Annotated in this window: 18 protein-coding genes; 10 read left to right on the forward strand and 8 right to left on the reverse strand. The window is 67.6% G+C overall.

Going from position 1 to position 18,676, the window contains the following annotated elements:
* Positions 1 to 12: 12 nt before the first annotated feature.
* The 7 genes from cbiB (at position 13) to AC3DEZ_RS16430 (ending at position 9,522) form a co-directional block, all read left to right on the forward strand.
* Complete coding sequence (gene cbiB, locus AC3DEZ_RS16400) at positions 13 to 933, forward strand: adenosylcobinamide-phosphate synthase CbiB (RefSeq protein WP_488389324.1); 921 nt, start codon at positions 13 to 15, stop codon at positions 931 to 933.
* Positions 926 to 1,921 carry a threonine-phosphate decarboxylase CobD gene (gene cobD, locus AC3DEZ_RS16405; RefSeq protein WP_488389171.1) on the forward strand — a complete coding sequence of 332 codons (996 nt, stop codon included), beginning with the start codon at positions 926 to 928 and terminating at the stop codon, positions 1,919 to 1,921. The genes cbiB and cobD overlap by 8 nt, the downstream gene beginning before the upstream one ends.
* The gene (locus AC3DEZ_RS16410) at positions 1,918 to 3,399 is read left to right on the forward strand and encodes a cobyric acid synthase (RefSeq protein WP_488389172.1); all 1,482 of its coding nucleotides are present in this window, start codon (positions 1,918 to 1,920) and stop codon (positions 3,397 to 3,399) included. Before cobD ends, AC3DEZ_RS16410 begins: the two co-directional genes overlap by 4 nt.
* Entirely contained in the window at positions 3,387 to 3,908 is a 522-nt protein-coding gene (gene cobU, locus AC3DEZ_RS16415; RefSeq protein WP_488389173.1) for a bifunctional adenosylcobinamide kinase/adenosylcobinamide-phosphate guanylyltransferase, read from the forward strand. The genes AC3DEZ_RS16410 and cobU overlap by 13 nt, the downstream gene beginning before the upstream one ends.
* The gene (locus tag AC3DEZ_RS16420) at positions 3,908 to 4,474 is read left to right on the forward strand and encodes a histidine phosphatase family protein (protein ID WP_488389174.1); all 567 of its coding nucleotides are present in this window, start codon (positions 3,908 to 3,910) and stop codon (positions 4,472 to 4,474) included. Before cobU ends, AC3DEZ_RS16420 begins: the two co-directional genes overlap by 1 nt.
* A 352-nt stretch (positions 4,475 to 4,826) precedes the next feature.
* A complete protein-coding gene (locus AC3DEZ_RS16425; protein ID WP_488389175.1) occupies positions 4,827 to 7,916 on the forward strand; it encodes a TonB-dependent receptor in 3,090 nt (1,029 codons plus the stop codon).
* 85 nt (positions 7,917 to 8,001) lie between these two features.
* Positions 8,002 to 9,522: a tryptophan halogenase family protein gene (locus AC3DEZ_RS16430; protein WP_488389176.1), complete on the forward strand. Its 1,521-nt coding sequence runs from the start codon at positions 8,002 to 8,004 to the stop codon at positions 9,520 to 9,522.
* A gap of 49 nt (positions 9,523 to 9,571) precedes the next feature.
* Here the strand turns inward: AC3DEZ_RS16430 and AC3DEZ_RS16435 are convergent, their stop codons facing one another.
* On the reverse strand, positions 9,572 to 10,459 hold the full coding sequence (locus AC3DEZ_RS16435) for a LysR substrate-binding domain-containing protein (RefSeq protein WP_488389177.1): 888 nt from the start codon (positions 10,457 to 10,459) through the stop codon (positions 9,572 to 9,574).
* Between the two features lie 149 nt (positions 10,460 to 10,608).
* Here AC3DEZ_RS16435 and AC3DEZ_RS16440 point away from each other — a divergent pair, with 149 nt between their 5' ends.
* Together AC3DEZ_RS16440 and AC3DEZ_RS16445 are read left to right on the forward strand one after the other, a co-directional pair.
* Positions 10,609 to 11,289 (forward strand): ankyrin repeat domain-containing protein, encoded by a 681-nt coding sequence (locus tag AC3DEZ_RS16440; protein WP_488389178.1) that lies wholly within the window; start codon positions 10,609 to 10,611, stop codon positions 11,287 to 11,289.
* Positions 11,290 to 11,428: 139 nt separating this feature from the next.
* Complete coding sequence (locus AC3DEZ_RS16445) at positions 11,429 to 12,877, forward strand: amidohydrolase family protein (RefSeq protein WP_488389179.1); 1,449 nt, start codon at positions 11,429 to 11,431, stop codon at positions 12,875 to 12,877.
* A 28-nt stretch (positions 12,878 to 12,905) separates the two neighbouring features.
* Here AC3DEZ_RS16445 and AC3DEZ_RS16450 read toward each other — a convergent pair whose 3' ends face one another.
* The 7 genes from AC3DEZ_RS16450 to AC3DEZ_RS16480 all read right to left on the reverse strand — a co-directional run bounded on the left by AC3DEZ_RS16450 (position 12,906) and on the right by AC3DEZ_RS16480 (position 17,146).
* Positions 12,906 to 13,607: a glutamine amidotransferase-related protein gene (locus AC3DEZ_RS16450; protein WP_488389180.1), complete on the reverse strand. Its 702-nt coding sequence runs from the start codon at positions 13,605 to 13,607 to the stop codon at positions 12,906 to 12,908.
* Positions 13,604 to 14,173 (reverse strand): redoxin domain-containing protein, encoded by a 570-nt coding sequence (locus tag AC3DEZ_RS16455; RefSeq protein WP_488389181.1) that lies wholly within the window; start codon positions 14,171 to 14,173, stop codon positions 13,604 to 13,606. The genes AC3DEZ_RS16450 and AC3DEZ_RS16455 overlap by 4 nt, the downstream gene beginning before the upstream one ends.
* Positions 14,174 to 14,287: 114 nt before the next feature.
* Positions 14,288 to 14,524 carry a hypothetical protein gene (locus tag AC3DEZ_RS16460; RefSeq protein WP_488389182.1) on the reverse strand — a complete coding sequence of 79 codons (237 nt, stop codon included), beginning with the start codon at positions 14,522 to 14,524 and terminating at the stop codon, positions 14,288 to 14,290.
* A 90-nt stretch (positions 14,525 to 14,614) separates the two neighbouring features.
* Positions 14,615 to 15,259, reverse strand: a complete 645-nt coding sequence (locus AC3DEZ_RS16465) for a MarR family winged helix-turn-helix transcriptional regulator (protein WP_488389183.1) — start codon at positions 15,257 to 15,259, stop codon at positions 14,615 to 14,617.
* Positions 15,260 to 15,290: 31 nt separating this feature from the next.
* Positions 15,291 to 15,545, reverse strand: coding sequence for a hypothetical protein (locus tag AC3DEZ_RS16470; protein WP_488389184.1), 255 nt, complete (start codon positions 15,543 to 15,545; stop codon positions 15,291 to 15,293).
* Positions 15,546 to 15,548: 3 nt separating this feature from the next.
* Positions 15,549 to 16,454, reverse strand: a complete 906-nt coding sequence (pdxK, locus tag AC3DEZ_RS16475; RefSeq protein WP_488389185.1) for a pyridoxine/pyridoxal/pyridoxamine kinase — start codon at positions 16,452 to 16,454, stop codon at positions 15,549 to 15,551.
* Positions 16,451 to 17,146, reverse strand: a complete 696-nt coding sequence (locus AC3DEZ_RS16480) for a YggS family pyridoxal phosphate-dependent enzyme (protein WP_488389325.1) — start codon at positions 17,144 to 17,146, stop codon at positions 16,451 to 16,453. The genes pdxK and AC3DEZ_RS16480 overlap by 4 nt, the downstream gene beginning before the upstream one ends.
* 228 nt (positions 17,147 to 17,374) lie before the next feature.
* Here AC3DEZ_RS16480 and ptsJ point away from each other — a divergent pair, with 228 nt between their 5' ends.
* Positions 17,375 to 18,676: a MocR-like B6 salvage transcription factor PtsJ gene (gene ptsJ, locus AC3DEZ_RS16485; protein ID WP_488389186.1), complete on the forward strand. Its 1,302-nt coding sequence runs from the start codon at positions 17,375 to 17,377 to the stop codon at positions 18,674 to 18,676.

Genomic DNA, 18,676 nt, shown 5'->3' on the forward strand with positions numbered 1-18,676 from the left:
CTGCTGTTGGCGATGCTCGCCGGCATGGGCCTGGATGCCGGCCTGGGCGAACCCCGACGCTGGCATCCGCTGGTCGGCTTCGGCGGTTGGGCGAACCGGCTCGAACGGCGTCTGCACCGTGATGGCAGGGCGGCGGGAGTGCTGGCATGGACGTTGGCCATCCTGCCGTTCGTGGCGGTGGCCGCCTGGGCGCAGCATTCGTTGGCACTCGTGTCTCCATGGTTCGCGACCGGTTTCGGGGCGGTGGTGCTGTATCTGGCGATTGGCCGCCGCAGCCTCGACGAACATGCGCGACGCGTGGAAGCCGCGCTGGGCGCCGCTGATCTGGACGGTGCAAGGCGCGCGGTCGGAGACATGGTCAGTCGCGACACCGCCGCGCTGGACGGATCCCAGGTGGCCGCGGCGGCCACCGAATCGGTGCTCGAGAACGGCAATGACGCGGTGTTCGCCGCGATGTTCTGGTTCGCCTTGCTCGGCGCACCGGGTGTGGTCCTGTACCGGCTGGCGAACACGCTGGACGCGATGTGGGGATACCGCACGGCGCGCTACCTGCGATTCGGCTGGGCGGCGGCGCGCGCGGACGACGTGCTCAACTGGGTGCCGGCGCGCCTGACCGCGTTGACCTACGCGGTGCTGGGGCGAACCTCGCGCGCACTGCACTGCTGGCGCGTCCAGGGGCGGCGATGGAAAAGTCCCAACGCCGGACCGGTGATGGCCGCCGGCGCCGGCGCCCTGCAGATCCGGTTGGGCGGGCCGGCGCCGTATCACGGGAGCTGGCAGGACCGCCCGCCGCTGGGAGAGGGCGGGGTGGCGGACGTGGCCGGGATTGCAGCGGCGCGTCGGCTGGTGAATCGCGGCGTGATGACATGGCTGTTGATCGCATTGTTGATCGCGCTGCTGACCGGAATCGGTGGGGAGGCGATGCATGCTTGAACATGGTGGCCGGTTGCTGCGCGCCGCGCGGCGGCATCGGATTCCCGTCGATGAATGGCTCGACCTGTCCACCGGTGTCAGTCCGTTCCCGTGGCCGGTGCCGACGCTGCCGGCGTCGGTCTGGCAGCGCCTGCCGGAAGAGGACGATGGCCTGATCGAGATTGCGCGCCGGTACTACCGGGCGCCGACGCCGCTGCCGGTGGCGGGATCGCAGGCGGCGATCCAGGCGCTCCCGCACCTGCGCCCGCTCTCGCGGGTGGGCATCATCGCGCCGGGTTACGCGGAGCATGCGCACGCCTGGCGCCAGGCGGGGCACGACGTCGCGACGATGCCGGCGGATGCGCTGCTGGCGGCGGCGGATCGGTTCGACGTGATCGTGCTGATACATCCGAACAACCCCGGCGGCGAACGATTCCCGCCGGAACGGCTGCTCGCCCTGCACGCCGGGCTGGCCAGCCGGGGCGGCTGGCTGGTGGTGGACGAAGCGTTCATCGACGTGGAACCGGAAGCCAGTCTGTGCGGCGAAAGCGGACGCGAGGGACTGGTGGTGCTGCGCTCGATCGGCAAGTTCTTCGGCATGGCCGGCGCCCGCGCCGGTTTCGTCTGCGCAGCCGCTCCGCTGACGGAGCGGCTGTGCGAGCGGCTGGGCCCATGGACGTTGAGCGGCCCCAGCCGGTACGCGCTGCGGCTGGCGCTGTCCGACGATGCGTGGCAGGCGCGGGCGCGCACGCATCTTCGCACCGCCGGCGAGCGCCTGGCCGAAACGCTGCGCGCCGCGGGCCTTGCGCCCGCCGGTGGCTGCGCGCTGTTCCAGTGGTGCCGGCATCCGCGCGCGCGCGAACTGCATGAGGCACTGGCGCGCCGTGCGATCCTGACCCGCCTGTTCGAGGAGCCGGCCAGCCTGCGTTTCGGCCTGCCGCCCGACGTCGCCGGCCTGGATCGCCTGCGCGAGGCACTCGTGGCCATCGACACCGGAGCCACGGCGTGAGCGCGCGGGTGCTGATGGTGCAGGGCTGCACTTCCGACGCCGGCAAGAGCACGCTGGTCACCGCGCTGTGCCGCTGGCTGCACCGGCAGGGCGTACGGGTGGCGCCGTTCAAGCCGCAGAACATGGCGCTCAATTCGGCGGTCACGGTCGACGGCGGTGAAATAGGGCGCGCCCAGGCCGTGCAGGCGCAGGCCTGTGGCCTCGCCGCGCATACCGATTTCAACCCGGTGCTGCTCAAGCCTGACAGCGACATGGGGGCGCAGGTGATCGTGCATGGCCAGGCGGTCGCGCGACTCGACGCCACCGCCTATCACGACTACAAGCGGGTGGCGCGCGAGGCGGTACTGGCCTCGCACGCGCGATTGTGCGAAGCCTACGAGGTGGTGGTGGTGGAAGGCGCGGGCAGCCCGGCGGAGATCAACCTGCGCGCGAACGACATCGCCAACATGGGCTATGCCGAGGCGGTCGACTGCCCGGTCATCCTGATAGCCGACATCGACCGTGGCGGGGTGTTCGCGCACCTGGTCGGCACGCTCGCCTTGTTGTCGGACAGTGAACGGCGTCGGGTACGCGGCTTCGTCATCAACCGGTTCCGCGGCGACCTGTCCCTGCTCGAACCCGGACTGGCATGGCTCGAACGCGAGACCGGCAAGCCGGTGCTTGGCGTCCTGCCGTATCTACAGGGCCTGCATCTGGAGGCGGAGGATGCCTTGCCGACGATCGCCGTGGTCAAGCCGGAGGCACGTCTTCGCGTGGCGGTGCCGGCACTGCCACGCATCAGCAATCACACCGATCTGGATGCGCTGCGCGCGCATCCGCAGGTGGACTGCCGGTTCATCGGTCCCGGCCAGACGCCGCCGGTCTGCGATCTGATCGTGTTGCCGGGCAGCAAATCCACCCGCGCCGATCTGGCCTGGCTGCGCGCGCAGGGATGGGACGACGTACTCGCGCGGCACCTGCGCTACGGCGGCAAGGTGATCGGCATCTGCGGCGGCTTCCAGATGCTGGGCCGAACCATCGCGGATCCCGAGGGCGTGGAGGGAACACCCGGTACCAGCGCGGGCCTTGGCTGGCTGGACATCGAGACCACGCTGGTGGCGGGAAAGCAGCTGCGCAACGTGCGCGGAACGCTCGCCGTCGGCGGTCACGAAGTCCCGGTCAACGGTTACGAGATCCATTGCGGCGTCAGTCACGGCGACGCGCTTGCCTCGGCGCCGCTGCTGCTGGAGGACGGACGTACCGACGGTGCGCGCTCCCCGGACGATCAGATCCTCGGCACCTATGTGCACGGCGTGTTCGATTCACCGCCGGCGCTGGCCGCGCTGCTGCATTGGGCGGGGCTCGCGCAGGCGTTCCCCGTGGACGTCCAGGCCCTGCGAGAGGCCGCCATCGACCGCCTTGCCGATACCGTCGAGACGCACCTGGATACCGGCGCGTTGCGCCGCCTGCTGGCAGTGGAGGATGCATGCAAAGCCTGATCCTGGGAGGCGCGCGCTCCGGCAAGAGCGTATTGGCCGAACGCTGGGCACTCGCTTCCGCACACGCGGTGACCTACATCGCCACCGCCCGCGTCGGTGATGACGAAATGGCGGCGCGCATCGCCCACCATCGCGCGCGACGGCCGGCTTCCTGGGCCTGTGTCGAGGCGCCGACGGCGCTCGCCGCCACCCTGGCGCTGCACGCGGCCGAGGGCCGTTGCCTGCTCGTGGATTGCCTGACGTTGTGGCTGAGCAATCTGTTGATCGATGCCGAGGGCCGGCTGTTCGAACGCGAACGCGATGCCCTGCTGGCGGTCTTGCCCACGTTGCCGGGCGACATCCTGCTGGTCGGCAACGAGGTCGGCTGCGGCATCGTGCCGATGGGCGAATTGAGCCGTCGCTTCGTGGACGAGGCCGGACGCCTGCACCAGGCGCTGGCGCAAGCCTGTGATCGCGTCGTGTTCGTGGCCGCGGGACTGCCCCTGGCGCTCAAGGGAAACCTGCCTTGATGCCGGAGGAGACGAATGGCGGCATCGAACTGTTGCGCCACGGCGACACGGGACGGATCAGCTACCGGGGCCAGCTGGATGACGCGTTGTCACCCCTGGGCTGGACACAGTTGCGCGAGGCTACCACCGACCGGCATTGGGATTGCGTCGTTTCATCCACATTGCGACGCTGCTCGGCGTTCGCCACTGAATTCGCGGCGCGGCGCGGTTTGCCGCTGCGACTGGATGCGCGGCTCATCGAATATCACTTCGGCCAATGGCAGGGCATTCCGATCGCGCAACTGCGGCGCGAGTCACCGGAGGCGTTGCAGCGCTATTGGGCGGATCCCGAGCGTTGCGCACCGCCCGCGGCGGAGTCCTTCGCCGTCTTCCGTGACCGCCTGTTCGGCGCGATGGACGAAATCGCGATCGACGCCCGATGCGGCCGCGTGCTGGTCGTTACCCATGGGGCGGTCATCCGGTTGTTGAGGTGTGTGGTGGAAGCGCGCCACTTCGGTGACATGGCCGGCATCGAGGTGGCTCATGCATCGGTGCATCCATTGGCGTGGGCGGCGCGGTCGGCCTGAAGGCCGGACATGGAACGTGGCAGGGCGGGGATCCACGGGTAGCGCCCGCAGGCCGCGTTTCGACGGCTTTCCCGGCGAAGCGGGTGAGGGCCCGGCCCCGGCGCGGGGATGCTGCGCGGCAGCATGCACCCGGCAAAACCCTGTGGTAATAATCTGTCGCCCGTCGCTTGAATCGATCCAAATAAGGAAGCGGTCACGAGTGGGGAGCGGCGGCGGGGCAATACCGAGGTATCCAGTCATTCCGGCAACGGGGTGATTTCCGCGTATTTGAACGAGGCAAATGGTTCCGAAAATTTAGATCGATATAAATTCAGCGTCAGTAACCGGTTCAATCCAGGAGAGGGTGATTGAAATGAAACAGGTTTCACGCAAGCGCATCAGGAATTCGCTGTCCACAGCGATCGCCATCGCATTGACCGCAACCGCCGCGTTGCCGGTCAGTGTCTTCGCACAGCAGGCCGCGGCCGCCCCGGAGCAGACCGGCGCGCCCGAGAGCGCCACGGACCTCGACAAGGTCACGGTCACCGGCTATCGCTATTCGATCGAGCAGAGCCTCGAACAGAAGCGCAACGCCAACGCGGTCGTCGAAGTCATCACCGCGGAAGACGTCAGCAAGTTCCCCGACAAGAACGTGGCCGACGCGCTGCAGCGCGTTCCGGGCGTGATCATCAGCCGCAGCGGCGGCGAAGGCAAAACCGTCAGTGTCCGCGGCCTGGCATCGGACCTGACCCTGACCCAGTTGAACGGCAACTACATCGCGTCCTCCGAGACCAACGATGAAGCCTCGCGCTCGTTCAACTACACGCTGCTGCCGGCCAACATGTTGTCCAGCGCGGAACTGTTCAAGACGCCGGAAGCGCGGATCGACGAAGGCGGCATCGGCGGCACCGTGATCCTGCATACGCGGCGGCCGCTGGACATGGAAAGCAACTCGGGCTTCGCCACGGTCGAAGGCACGTACTCCGACACCAGCAAGACCACCGACCCGCAGCTGTCGGCGATGTACTCCTGGCACAGCGACGATGATCGGTTCGGCGTCCTGGTGGGCGTGACCAAGCAGAAGCGCACCAACCGCAGCATGGAAGTCACCACCGAGGACTACCAGTGGTACGGCGACGACTACGCGGGCTCGCCTGCGGTCGACGTCAATGGGCGTCCGCAGACGCAGGACGGCATTCATTACTGGTGGGGCCAGTCGGGTTTCTACAACCAGTCCGGCGACTACTACTCGAATTTCTTCATGCCGACTTCGGTCAACTTCGCCGTCCGCGAGGAAGAACGCGAGCGCGAAGGCGCGCAGCTGACCTTCCAGTTCAAACCGACGGACAACCTGACCCTGACCGCGAACTACTTCCGCTTCGAACTGCAGGGCGACTACACCCTGAACATGCTGAAGATCCCGGAATGGAATCTCGCCCGCTATTCGGGAGACGGCAACTGGCCGGGCGGCCGTCTGCTCAACGGCCTGACCTTCGATCGCAGCGGCACCATCGTCACCGGCGCCGAGTACGAAAAGCTGCCGGGCAAGACCTATTACTGCAGCGAGGACGAAGCCGCGGCGGCCGGAATGGATCCGGGCGGCTGGGGCCCGGATGACTGCACCATCCCCACGCCGCAGCTGACCGGCGGCTACAGCCGCGAGAAGGCCCTGTCGCAGACGGCCGATCTGGCGATCGAATGGGATATCGGCCCACTCTGGAAGGCATCGTTCAAGGGGGGCCGGACCTGGTCCGAGGGCGGCCCGTCGATGAACTTCCGCATGTCGGCCAAGCCGCGCCGCATGGTGGATGGCGTCTGGCAGGCGGGCAACACCTACACCGCGTGGGATCTGACCGGCACGCCCTCGGCGACGTTCTCGCCGAATCTGCAGGACATGCTGATGGCCGGTGTCGCCGAGATCGATACCGGTTCGACCGATTCGTCCTGGAAGGAAACCAGCATCGAGCAGAACCACTTCCAGGCCGATTTCACCAAGCTGTTCGAGGATGGCTGGCTGGATTCGATCCAGTTCGGCGTCAAGTATCGCGACGCCAAGGTGCATCGCAACACCGGCAACACCTACTGGGTCTGCCAGGGCGCATCGCCCGACGACTACGATGCGCGGTACCAGAGCAGCGGCTGCGACGACCCGGAGAAGGGCGTGGCCCAGCCGGGCTTCTTCTACTCCAAGCCGATCGGCAACATCGCTGGGGGCTTCAACGCGAATGTATTCCCGGGCATCAACTTCCCGGCCTACATCAACTACCTCAACAGCCGCTACGGTGGCATGCAGAACCGCCGCGAGCCGGATTTCATCTACAACGTCGGCGAGAAGATCTATTCGGGCTACTTCCAGGCCAATTTCCGTACCGAACGACTGCGCGGAAACGTCGGCGTGCGCATCGCCAGGACCAAGCAGAGCGCCGAATCCACCGATTCGGTCGAACGGTTCCTCGATTACTTCGTCGATGGTCCGGATGGCAACCCGCTGGCATGCCCCGCGGGCGAACCGCCGGCGGGAACCGTCTGCGAATCCGGCTTCGTGCGCCGCGACGTGCGTGAGAAGACCTACGAGCTGGCCTCGCTGGAGAAGACCTACACCGACATCCTGCCGAGCTTCAACATCGCCTATGACCTGAGGGACGATCTGGTCCTGCGCGCCGCGGCCTCCAAGGTCATTTCCCGCGCGGGCTACACCAGCATCGCGTATCCCGGCGGCCTCCAGTTCTACAGCGAGGAGTACAGCAACGATCGCCGGGTTGCCGGCGGCACCACCAATCCGGGCTGGTACGGTTCGGGCAGCAACAAGGATCTGCAACCGTTCGAGGCCACCCAGTTCGACGTCGGTCTGGAGTGGTACTTCAAACCCGGCTCGGTGCTGGGATTGGGCCTGTTCCGCAAGAACGTCAAGAACTTCACCGTCCAGGTGGTCCGCGATCAGCAGATCGTGGTGGGCGGCGAGACGGTGACCATCCAGGGCTACAGCACCGACGCCAATGGTCGCGACGCCGTGTCGCAGGGTGTGGAGCTGTATGCGCAGCATACGTTCGACAGCGGCATCGGCTTCCAGGCCAACTACACCTACAACGACACCAACCTGGCTTCGATCGTGCTCGACGGCGAGAGCATCGGTGAATCCCCGCTGGCGGGCAGCGCCAAGAACCAGGCGAACCTCACCGTTTTCTACGAGAACGACAGGTTCCTGGCGCGCGCGTCCTACAACCGGCGTGGCGAGGTGATCGGCAACTTGAACAACGGCTTCACGATCTACAGCGAGCCCTACGACCAGTTGGACCTGAATGCGGCCTACAACCTGACCGACTATCTGACGCTGACGGGCTCCGTGCTGAACGCGACCAAGTCGGAACAGCGTGCGCACCTGGGCAACGACACCGACGCCCGCACGTTCTCCAACTACTACACCGGCCGCATCCTCTACCTGGGCCTGACCTACAAGTTCTGAACCGTGGCATCCATCCCCCTCACCCACGGGTGAGGGGGATTTTTCATTGGCGCGCCGCGAGGCGGACCCTGGGGAGGGGCAGGCCATGACGAATACCGGCAATCGAATCAAGCGCGTGGTGGTGATCGGCGGCGGGAGCTCCGGCTGGATGGCGGCGGCCACCCTGGCCACCTTCATCGGCAAGGGAGCGGACGTCCGCCTGATCGAATCCGAGGAAATCGGCATCATCGGCGTCGGCGAGGCCAGCGTCCCGCACATGCGGCTGTTCAACGCGCACGTGCTGGGCATCCAGGAAGCCGATTTCGTCACCCAGACCCGGGGCACCTTCAAGCTCGGCATCCAGTTCAACGACTGGGCCCGCATTGGCGACAGCTACATCCACGGCTTCGGTACGATCGGGCGCTCGCTCGGGCCGCTGCCGTTCCACCAGTTCTGGCTCAAACTGTTCCTCGGTGGCGGCGCACCGGACATCGGCGCCTACTCGCTGCCCACGGTGGCCGCGCCGCAATGCAGATTCACGACGAGTCCGGACGGCGCACCCGCCGGATCGCCGCTGGCGGATATCGCTTACGGGTATCACTTCGACGCCGGACTGTACGCACGTTACCTGCGCAATCTTTCCGAGCGCAGGGGCGTGACGCGCATCGAGGGCAAGGTGGTCGATGCCGTCCTGCGCGGAGAGGACGGTTTCATCGAAGCCGTCATCATGGAGAGCGGCGAGCGCATCGAAGGTGATCTGTTCATCGATTGCTCCGGATTCCGTGGCCTGCTTATCGAGCAGGTGCTCAAGACCGGTTACGAGGATTGGTCGGAATGGCTGCCCTGTGATCGTGCGATGGCGGTGGCGTCCGAAAGCACCGCTCCACTGACGCCATACACGCGCTCGACCGCGCGCGCCGCGGGCTGGCAGTGGCGGATTCCCCTGCAGCATCGGGTTGGCAACGGCTACGTGTATTCGAGCCGCTACCTGAGCGACGACGAAGCGGCCGCGACCCTGCTTGCCAATCTCGACGGCCGGGCCCTGATCGAGCCGCGTCCGCTGCGCTTCACCGCGGGGCGGCGCCGCAGGTTCTGGAACAGGAACGTGGTCGCGCTGGGCCTGGCGGGCGGTTTCATGGAGCCGCTCGAATCCACCAGCATCCATCTGGTGCAATCGGGCCTGCAGCGACTGCTCGGATTGTTTCCCGATCGCGATTTCGATCCCCTGCTGATCGAACGCTTCAATCGGGATTCGATCTTCGAGTACGAAAGGATCCGTGATTTCCTGGTGCTGCATTACAACGCGACCGAGCGCGACGACACGCCGTTCTGGAATCACTGCCGGACGATGGCCGTGCCGGATACCCTGCGCGAGACAGTCGATCTGTTCCGCCTGGATGGCCGCTATTTCCGCAACGGCGAGGACTTTTTCGCTCTGCCGAGCTGGGTCCAGGTGATGCTCGGGCAGCGCATCGTGCCGCGCGGCTACCATCCCATCGTGGATGAAATGCCCGAAGGCGATCTGATCCGCTTCGTCGACGGGGTGCGCCGGGGATTGGCCCGCTGTGTCGAGACGATGCCCCCGCACCAGGACTTCATCGAACGGTACTGCAAGTCGGCTCCGTGACGGCGGCTCGGGAGCAGGGGCGGCGGGACCGCCGGGCATGTGCCCGCGCTCAGCCCCGCGTCCGCGGAGCCGTGACCAGCCGTCCCAGTTCCGTGGCCAGCGCTTGCACCAGCGCATCCGCGCTCGGGCGATGGAACAGCGCGACTTCGTAGCTGTCCACGGAAGGCAGGCCATGGCGGCGATCCAGCACTTTGTGCTGGCGGGTGATGACGCGGCGTGGCAACAGGCTGATGCCCATGCCGTCGGCGACCGCGTCCTGGATGCTCGCCAGCGATGAACTGGAGAATGCGATGCGCCAGCGCCGCCCGCCGGCCTCGATGGCGCTGATCATTTCCTCCCGGTACAGGCCGCGCATCGGGAAGGTCACCAGCGGCACCGGATCCTGGTGCAGGCAGGGGCGTTGCGGACTGTCGATCCAGTGCAGCGGCTCGGGCCAGCAGCGGACCGCCTCGCGGGTATTGCGACGTTGCTTGACCAGGGCCAGATCCAGTTCTCCGCGATCATAGGCCTGGGTCAGGTCCCGGCTCAGGCCGGTGGTGACTTCCAGCTTCACCTGCGGATGTTTCCGGTTGAAGGCCGCCAGCATGCGGGTGGCGCGGGCGCCGGCGAAGTCATCCGGCACGCCGAGCCGGATGGTCACCGCCACGTTGACGCCGGCGAGGCTGTCGAACAGCTGGTCGTTGACGTTGAGCATGTGGCGCGCGTGGCCCAGCAGCACCTGGCCCGCTTCGGTCGGCTGGACGTCGCGGGTACCGCGGGTCAGCAGGCGATGGCCGGTCAGTTCCTCCAGCCGGCGTACTTTCTGGCTGATGGTCGATTGGGTCGAATGCAGATGGGTCGCGGCGGTGGTGAAGCTGCCGCAATCGGCGACCATCAGCAGGGCGCGCAGCAGATCGAGTTCGACCAGGGGCCTATTCGTTTTCTGGATTCCGACCATTCGAATATTTAATTTCCCGATGGGTGGGAAGCGTTCTAGCATCAGCTCCTGGCCCGGGCAAGCAAGCCCGGCTCCTGCCGGGACATTCGAGGATGCCGTCCCGGGGCCGCGCGCGCGGCCCGTGTCCCGGCTTCAGCCAGGAGTTCCCGATGTCATCGATGGTGTACCGCGTGGCGGGCGGGCTGTTCGCCGTCACGCTCCTGCTGGCGGCATGCGTCGGCGCAAAAGGAGGAGAGTTGGAAAACCGGTTGTGGAAAGCCGCCGGCGCGGGTGACGCGCGGGCGGTCGAACGCCTGCTCGGGCAGGGCGCCACGGTCGACGCGCGTGACGGCGAGGGCCGCACCGCGCTGTTGCTGGCGACCCATGCCAACCAGACGGAGGCGGCACGCGTCCTGATCCAGGCCGGCGCCGACGTGAACGCCAAGGACGCCATCCAGGACAGTCCTTATCTCTACGCGGGCGCGCGCGGCCACCTGGATATCCTGCGGATGACGCTGGCGCACGGCGCCGACCTGCGGAGCGCCAACCGCTATGGAGGCACGGCGCTGATTCCCGCCGCCGAGCGCGGCCATGTGGAAACGGTGCGCACGTTGATCGGTGCGGGCGTGGCGGTCGATCACGTCAACCGGCTGGGTTGGACCGCGCTGCTGGAAGCGATCATCCTGGGGCAGGGCGGCGCCAGCCACGTCCGCATCGTGGAACTGCTGATCGACGCCGGCGCGGACGTGAACCTGGCCGACGGCGAAGGCGTCACTCCGTTGCAGCATGCGCGGCGACGGCATTACCACGGCATCGTCAATCTCCTCGTGCGGGCTGGCGCACGCGGATAGCAGGTCCAGCCGGGTGGTCTGGCCTGTCGTTTCCCTTCCAGCATCGGTTGGCTGCGCGGGTCTCCACTCGCGCAGCCAGCCTTTTCGATTCCCGTGCGTCGTCCGGCGCGGGTTCCACTCCGCAGCTTCGGATTCCTCCATGTTCAAGTCATTGCTTTCCGCGCTCCCCCTGGCCCTCGCGTTCGCGCTTCCGGCGCACGCCGTCGAGCAGGCCGATGTCGTCATCCGTCACGCCGCCGTCGTCGATGTCGCCAACGCGCGCATCCTGCCGGACCAGGCCGTGGTGCTGCGCGGGGAGGACATCATCGCGGTCGGGCCGGACGCGGACGTCGCCGGAAGCTGGCGGGCGAAGCGCGTTGTCGACGGACAGGGCCGTTTCCTGATTCCGGGCCTGTGGGACATGCACGTGCATTTCGGTGGCGGACCCGCGCTGATCGAGGAGAACAAGGCGCTGCTGCCGCTGTATGTCGCGCATGGCATCACCAGCATCCGCGACGCCTCGGGGGATTTGCCGGAGCAGGTGCTGGCCTGGTGCGCGGCGATTCGGGAAGGTTCCCTGGCCGGCCCTCGCTTGTTCACTTCCGGCGCCAAGATCGAGGGCATCCGGCCGGTCTGGAAAGGCACCCTGGAAGTCGGCGATGAAGCCGGTGTCGACGCGGCGCTCGCACGCCTGCGCGAGGATCGGGTGGACTTCGTCAAGATCACCGACAGTACGCTGACCCCGTCGCTGTTCCTGTATGCGCTGTCGCGCGCCCGCGAAGCCGGCATGCGCACCTCCGGCCACATTCCGATGGCGCTGACGGTCTCGCAGGCGGTGGACGCCGGCATCCGCTCGCTGGAGCACATCGACTACGCCTTCAAGGCCGGCGTGAAGGACGAGGCGGCGATCGCCGCCGATTTCACCGCCGGCCGCATCGATCGCGCCGAAGCCAACCGGCGCCTGCAACGCGGATTCGATCGCGATACCGCGTTGGCCGCCTACCGCCGGCTGGCGGCGGCGGGCGTTTTCGTCACGCCCACCCTCAACGGCGGGCGGATCATCGACTTCCTGGATGCGGACGATCACCAGGATGACGATTACCTGGCCTACATCGGGCCGGGCCTGCGCGCGACCTACGCGTGGCGGGTGGAGCGCGCCGCCAAGGCGACGCCGGAACAGGTGACGGCCCGGCACGCGCACTACCATCAACTGGCGGAGGTGCTGCCGCTGCTGCAGCAGGCCGGGGTGACGATCATGGCCGGCACCGATGCGGGCTTCCTCAATTCATACAACTATCCCGGCATCGGCCTGCACGAGGAACTCGCGCTTTACGTCAAGGAAGGACTGACGCCGGCGCAGGCCCTGGCTTCGGCGACGCGGGCCGGCCCGGCCTGGTTCGATCGGCTGGATCGCTACGGCGACATCGCGCCGGGCAAGGCCGCCGATCTGGTGCTGCTGGATCGCAATCCGCTGGAGGACATGGCGGCGACCCGCGCGATCCGCGCGGTGGTGCTGCGCGGCGCCGTCCACGATCGCGCCGATCTGGATCGCATGCTGGCGGAAACCAGGCGTCAGGTCGCGGACTGGAACACGCGGCGGGTCCCCTGATGTCCGTCTCCATCCCGGCGTAGTGGCGTCAGGCGGGCAGCCCGTCCAGCCATTCACCCAGAACCCGCCGGCACAGCTCACGCATCGGGTCGGCCTGTCGTCGACCGGTTTCGAGGAGCGCTTCGGCCTCCACGCCACTCTCGCGAACCTCGCCGGCATGACCCCCGGTCCATTCATGCAGGCGAAGCAGGTCCGTTTCCGGATGGAACTGCAATCCGAGGATGCGCGTTCCCCGTCGGAACGCCTGGACCGGGCAGGCATCGGTTTCCGCAAGGCGCTCGGCGCGCGGCGGCAGGCCGATGGATTCGCCATGCCAGTGCAGCACCGGCTGGCCGTTGGCGAGATGGCGCAGGCATGAGTGCAGGCCCGCGTCGGTCAGGCGCACCGGTGCCATCCCGATCTCGCGCGCCGGCATCGGCGCGACGCTTCCTCCCAGCGCCAGCGCGATGATCTGGGCACCCAGGCAGATGCCGAGCAGCGGGGTGCCGTGTTCGGCGATCACCGTCGCCAGTCTCAACTCGTCCGCGATGGACGGATCGTGGACATGATCGTTGGCGCTCATGGGACCGCCGAGGATGATCAACAGATCGACGTGCAGCGGGTCTATGGACCAGACCTCGTCGGCCGGCGGGTGATAGGTGGTGATGCGATAGCCGCGCTCGCGCAGCAGCGGCGCCAGGTGTCCGGTATCCTCGAAGCCGACGTGCTGGATGACGATCGCGTTCTTCATTCGGCCTCCCCGGTAGAAGCGGACGCGGTGCCGATCGGGCAGCCGTCGTCGGTGCACCCGGCGACGTCGTTCCCGGCGTCGGTTTCGATGCGGGGTTCTCCCAGCAACGCGCCAATCTGTGCGCCCAGCGCCAGGTCGCTGACCTGGCCAAAATGTTGCTGGCGGACGCGGCCCTGGCGGTCGATGAGGGTCAAGGTGGGTGTGCCCTGCATGGCGTAGGCGCGCATGGTCAGCGGAATGGGGCCGCGTGGCGCGGGCTGATCGACGCCGACGGGGAAGGGAACGCGGTACTCGTGCAGGAAGGCCTGCAACGCCGCTGGCGTCATCACGTCGCGATGCTCGAACACGGTGTGCAGACCGATCACGGCCACCTGGTCGCGGGGAAATCCGGCGTGCACGCGGATGGCCTGCGGCAATCCGTGCGAAACACAACCGGGGCAGAGCATCTGGAAGGCTTCCAGCACGATCACTTTGCCACGCAACGATTGCAGCGTCGGCGGAATGGGCGTGTTGAACCATTGCTGCACCTGCCAGTCAGGTGCGGAAGGATGATGGGTGTTGTCCATGCGGGTGGTGCCTCCGCGCCATGGGCGGCGCGGAGGCGATCTCCTTTCGGGAAGTGGACCGGGCGGGCCGAAGCCCGCCCGGCGTGATCGAAACGCGAACGCGAAGGCGGACCGTCAGCGCAGGTCGGCCAGAGCCGCACCGAAGTTGATGTGCAGCGGCAAGCCGCCGAGCACCAATGCGGGCACGGACTGCACACCCGCGGCTTCGGCTTCGGCGATGCGGGCCTTCTGCTCGCCCAGGTGGACGATCTCCACGTCGTACCGGGACGGGTCCAACGATGAAGCCAGCTGTTGCTCGGCATCGACGCAGACCGGGCATCCGGCGTGATAGAAAACGGCTCTATGGCGCATACTTGAATCTCCTCTTGCTGCTCTTCACAGGGTGGGTGGGGGAACCGGGCGGCGACCGATGGCAGTCGGTCGCCGCCCACTCGTTTCCGCCTAGGGCGGATGGCGGAGCCGGAACCGTTCCTGGTTCGCGGCCAGCAGTTCGTCATCGGCGGGAGATTGCTCGGCGCAATCGACGCGCAGCGCGGCGTCGCCGAAGGGCGCGCCGATGAAACCGCAGAAATGCGGTGGGCCCGGTGCCTTCCCGGCGAAAGGCTGAAAGTAGCGGCAACCCAGACAGGTGCGCAGGCCTGTGGCCAGCCCCTGTCGTTGCGCTTCGGCGACCAGCAGTTGGGTTGCCCGCAGCAGTGCGCCCACGTCTTCGTCTTCCAGCCCGTTCAGCAAGCCGGCCATGCCTCGCGCGGGATGCTGGAGGCGGGTTGCCAGGGCGCGACCGGTCCGGCTCAGGCGTACCCGCCATGCGCGGCGGTCGTCCGCATCGACGGTACGGACGATCCAGCCCTTGGCTTCCATCGCCTTGAGCGAATCGCTCAGGCTCGCCGGTGAAACGCTCAGGCGATCCGCCAACTGGCGCGCGCGCGTTCCGTGCGGGGCGCCCGCCAGCATCCTCAGGATCTGGGCCTGGACGGGCGGCAGTGGCGCGCGGGCCTCGTTGCGCCACGCCTGCGCGCGGACCAGCGTGGCCAGTTGTTCCAGGCCGATTGCGGCCTGCTCGCGTTGACGGAGATCCTCTGACATCCAAATACGATAGGAGTCCTAATCAATTGCTTCAAGAGCCGTCCGTCGGTTCCCACGGACGGATGGCCGCGAACAAGGGCTCGCGGGCCAGCACGCGCAGACCATCGGGGCCGCTTTCCAGCAACCGGCGCTCGTCATGCGCGACGGCGAGTTCAAGGCGATAGCCGTCCTGCGCGGGCAATCGCGCCGCGATGTCCCGGACCGCATCGAGGGCGTCGACGCTGTCGGCGTCGAAGTGGCCAAGCGGCTTGTCGTGTCGGTGGACGAAAAGGCGGTAACAGGGCATGGGTCATCCAGAGGAACCGGGGGAAGGTGGCAGCAGCAGTTCGCCACTGCGATGCCGGAGGGTGAGCCGAAGGGCCTCGATGACGTGTCCGCTGGCCTGGGCCACGGCATCCTGCAGGGACGTGCCGGCCAACAGCCGCGCCGCGAGATCGGCATTGAAAAGATCGCCCGTCCCCTTGCTGTCGGCGGCCAGGCGCGGATGCCGTATCACTTCGACGGCATCGCGGGTCACCACCGCCAGCCACATCAAGTCGGGTTCCCACGCGTCGGGCGCCGCGCTGGTGACCACGACCCAGCGCGTACGGCCCCGCAGCAGGCGTCGGGCGGCGGCGATCACGCCATCCAGATCCGTGCCTGCTCCGGGAACCAACTGGGCAAGTTCGAAACCGTTCGGAGTGATGCCCTCCGCCTGCGGCAGCAGATGCCGGCGATACGCCTCGACCATGCCGGGGGCGACATAGACGCCGCTGTCGACATCGCCCATCACCGGATCGATGAACACCCGCAGATCCGGAAGTCGTTCCCGGAGTTGCCCGAGCCATGTCGCCAGCGTCGCGGCCTGGGCGGGTTCGCCGAGATAGCCGATCACCACGGCGCGCAGTTGGCGCAGCGCGGCGCGCGCGCGCAGATCCGACAGGTAACCGGAAAACCACTCCAGCGGAACGGCGCCGCCGTGGAAGGTCGGGTAGTGGGGAGTGTTGCTCAGCAGCACGGTGGGGACGGCGGCCACCGCGAGTCCGTGCGCCCGCAGGGCGGGGACCGCGACGGCATTGCCGACGCTGCCGTAGACCACCTGCGACTGCACGGACACCACATCGATCCGCGGGGGCTTCCGTGTGACGTCGACCTGGTGCGCCACCGTTCCCAGTTGTTCCGACAACGCCGGCGCCTGCGTGCCCCGGACGTTCATGCGCGGCTTTCCCCGGTGGGCCAGAAATGGCTGTCGGGCAGGCTGCGCGCGCCGAAGATGGCCTGGCCCACGCGCACCACGGTCGCGCCTTCCTCGATGGCGATCTCGTAGTCGCCGGACATGCCCATGGAGAGTTCATCCAGTCCGATGCCGGCCGGTGCGTCATCGCGCAGGCGATCCCGGAGTCCGCGCAGCCGCACGAAGCATTGGCGCACCCGTTCGGCATCCGCCGAGAACACCGCCAGGGTCATCAGCCCGCGCACGCGCAGCGCGGCGCAGGCGGGCAGCTCGCGCACGAAGGCGGCGACGTCCTCCGGCGGCAGGCCGTACTTGCTGGCTTCGCCGGACGTATTGACCTGGACGAACACGTCCAGCGATCGGCCTTCCATCTGCAGGCGGCGATCCAGCGTCTCGGCGACGCGCAGGCTGTCCAGCGCCTGGAACTCCGCGGCGAACCGGGCAACCAGTTTCGCCTTGTTGGTCTGCAGATGGCCGATGACCGACCAGCGCAGATCCGTCAGATCGGCCATCGCCTCCCACTTGCGATGCGCTTCCTGCACCTTGTTCTCGCCCAGCAACCGGCAACCGGCCGCGTGCGCGAGCCGGATGTGCGCTTCGTCCATCGTCTTGCTGACCGGCAGCAGCCGGACCCTGGCGGGGTCGCGTCCCGCGCGTGCGCACGCGGCCTGCATGCGCGCCGCGACGGCGGCCAGGTTGTGGCGGAAGTCCTCGACGCTTTCCGCCCGGGGATAGCGGCCATGGCGATCGTGAAGGGTGGCGGTGGGAAGGGACGTATCGGGCGGGGGAGAAGCGGGGGGAGGGGATTTCACTTCCGGAGCCTTTCGATTCGGGGGCGCGGCGGCGCCACGGCAGGTGGATTTCATTGACACAGGCCAGATTCTATATTGTCATAGGACAATATGAAAATCACCGGTTCCACTTCCGCCGAAATCTTCGACCGCATCCGCCAGGGGGTACGGACCGGGCAACTGCAACCGGGCGATCCGCTTCCGCCCGTGCGCGACCTGGCCCTCACGCTGGACGTCAACCGGAATACGGTGGCCGCCGCGTACAAGCGTCTGGTCGCGGCCGGCATCGCGGTTACCCAGGGCCGACTCGGGACCGTGATTCGCGCGAACGAGGTACTGGGCGAGCAGGAAGGAAGCCATCACGACTCGCCACTGATCGATCTGGCCGGAGGCAATCCGAATCCGGAGTGGCTCCCCGATCCGGCCACCATGCTGGCCGCCTCTCGGCGTCCGCCGCGCCTGTACGGCGCGGCGGTGGTGAATCCCGGACTGGAGCGGCACGCGCGGGGCTGGTTCTCGCCGGACTGCCCCGCGGGCTTCGCCATCGATCTGACCCATGGCGCGGTGGATGCGGTGGAGCGCCTGTTGTCGGCCTATCTGGCGCCGGGTGATCAGGTGGCGGTGGAGGATCCGTGCTTCCTCAGCAGCATCAATACACTGCGCACGGCGGGCTTCGAGGCCGCGGGCGTGCCCATCGACGGACAGGGCATGCGCGCCGATGCGCTGGAAGCCGCGCTGGCGCAGGGCGCGCAGGCGGTGATCATCACGCCGCGCGCGCACAACCCGACCGGCTGCGGACTGGGCGTCACCCGTGCGCGGGCCCTGCGTGGCGTGCTGTCACGCCATCCGCACGTGCTGGTGATCGTCGATGATCACTTCGCCCTGCTGGCCGAATCGGCCTATCACAACGTCATTCCGAAGGAAGCGCAGCGCTGGGCGCTGGTACGCTCGCTGTCCAAGGCTTTGGGCCCGGATCTCCGGCTGGCCTTCGTCGCTTCCGACACCCAGACCTCGCATCGCCTGCGATTGCGGTTGGCGGGCGGCACCAGTTGGGTCAGTCACATCCTTCAGGACATCGTCGAGGCCTGCCTGCAGGAACCACGCGCCGCGCGGCTGCCCGAGGCCCGCGCGGACTATGCGCGCCGCCGACGACTGCTCGTGGACGCACTGCGTGCGGAAGGCATCGAAGCGGCGGCCAATGCCGACGGGCTGAACCTGTGGTTGCCACTCGCGGCCGACAGCCAGGCGGTCGCCGGCGAACTGGCGCGCCAGGGATGGCTGGTCCGCGCCGGCGATGCGTTCGGCGTGGCGGAGGCGGCGCGGGGACTGCGCATCACGATATCGACGCTGCTGCCCGAACAGGCCCGACGCTTCGCCGCCGACCTGCGCGGAGCGCTCGATCGCCACGGCTGA

Source organism: Pseudoxanthomonas sp. 134C1 (genome assembly GCF_057773065.1).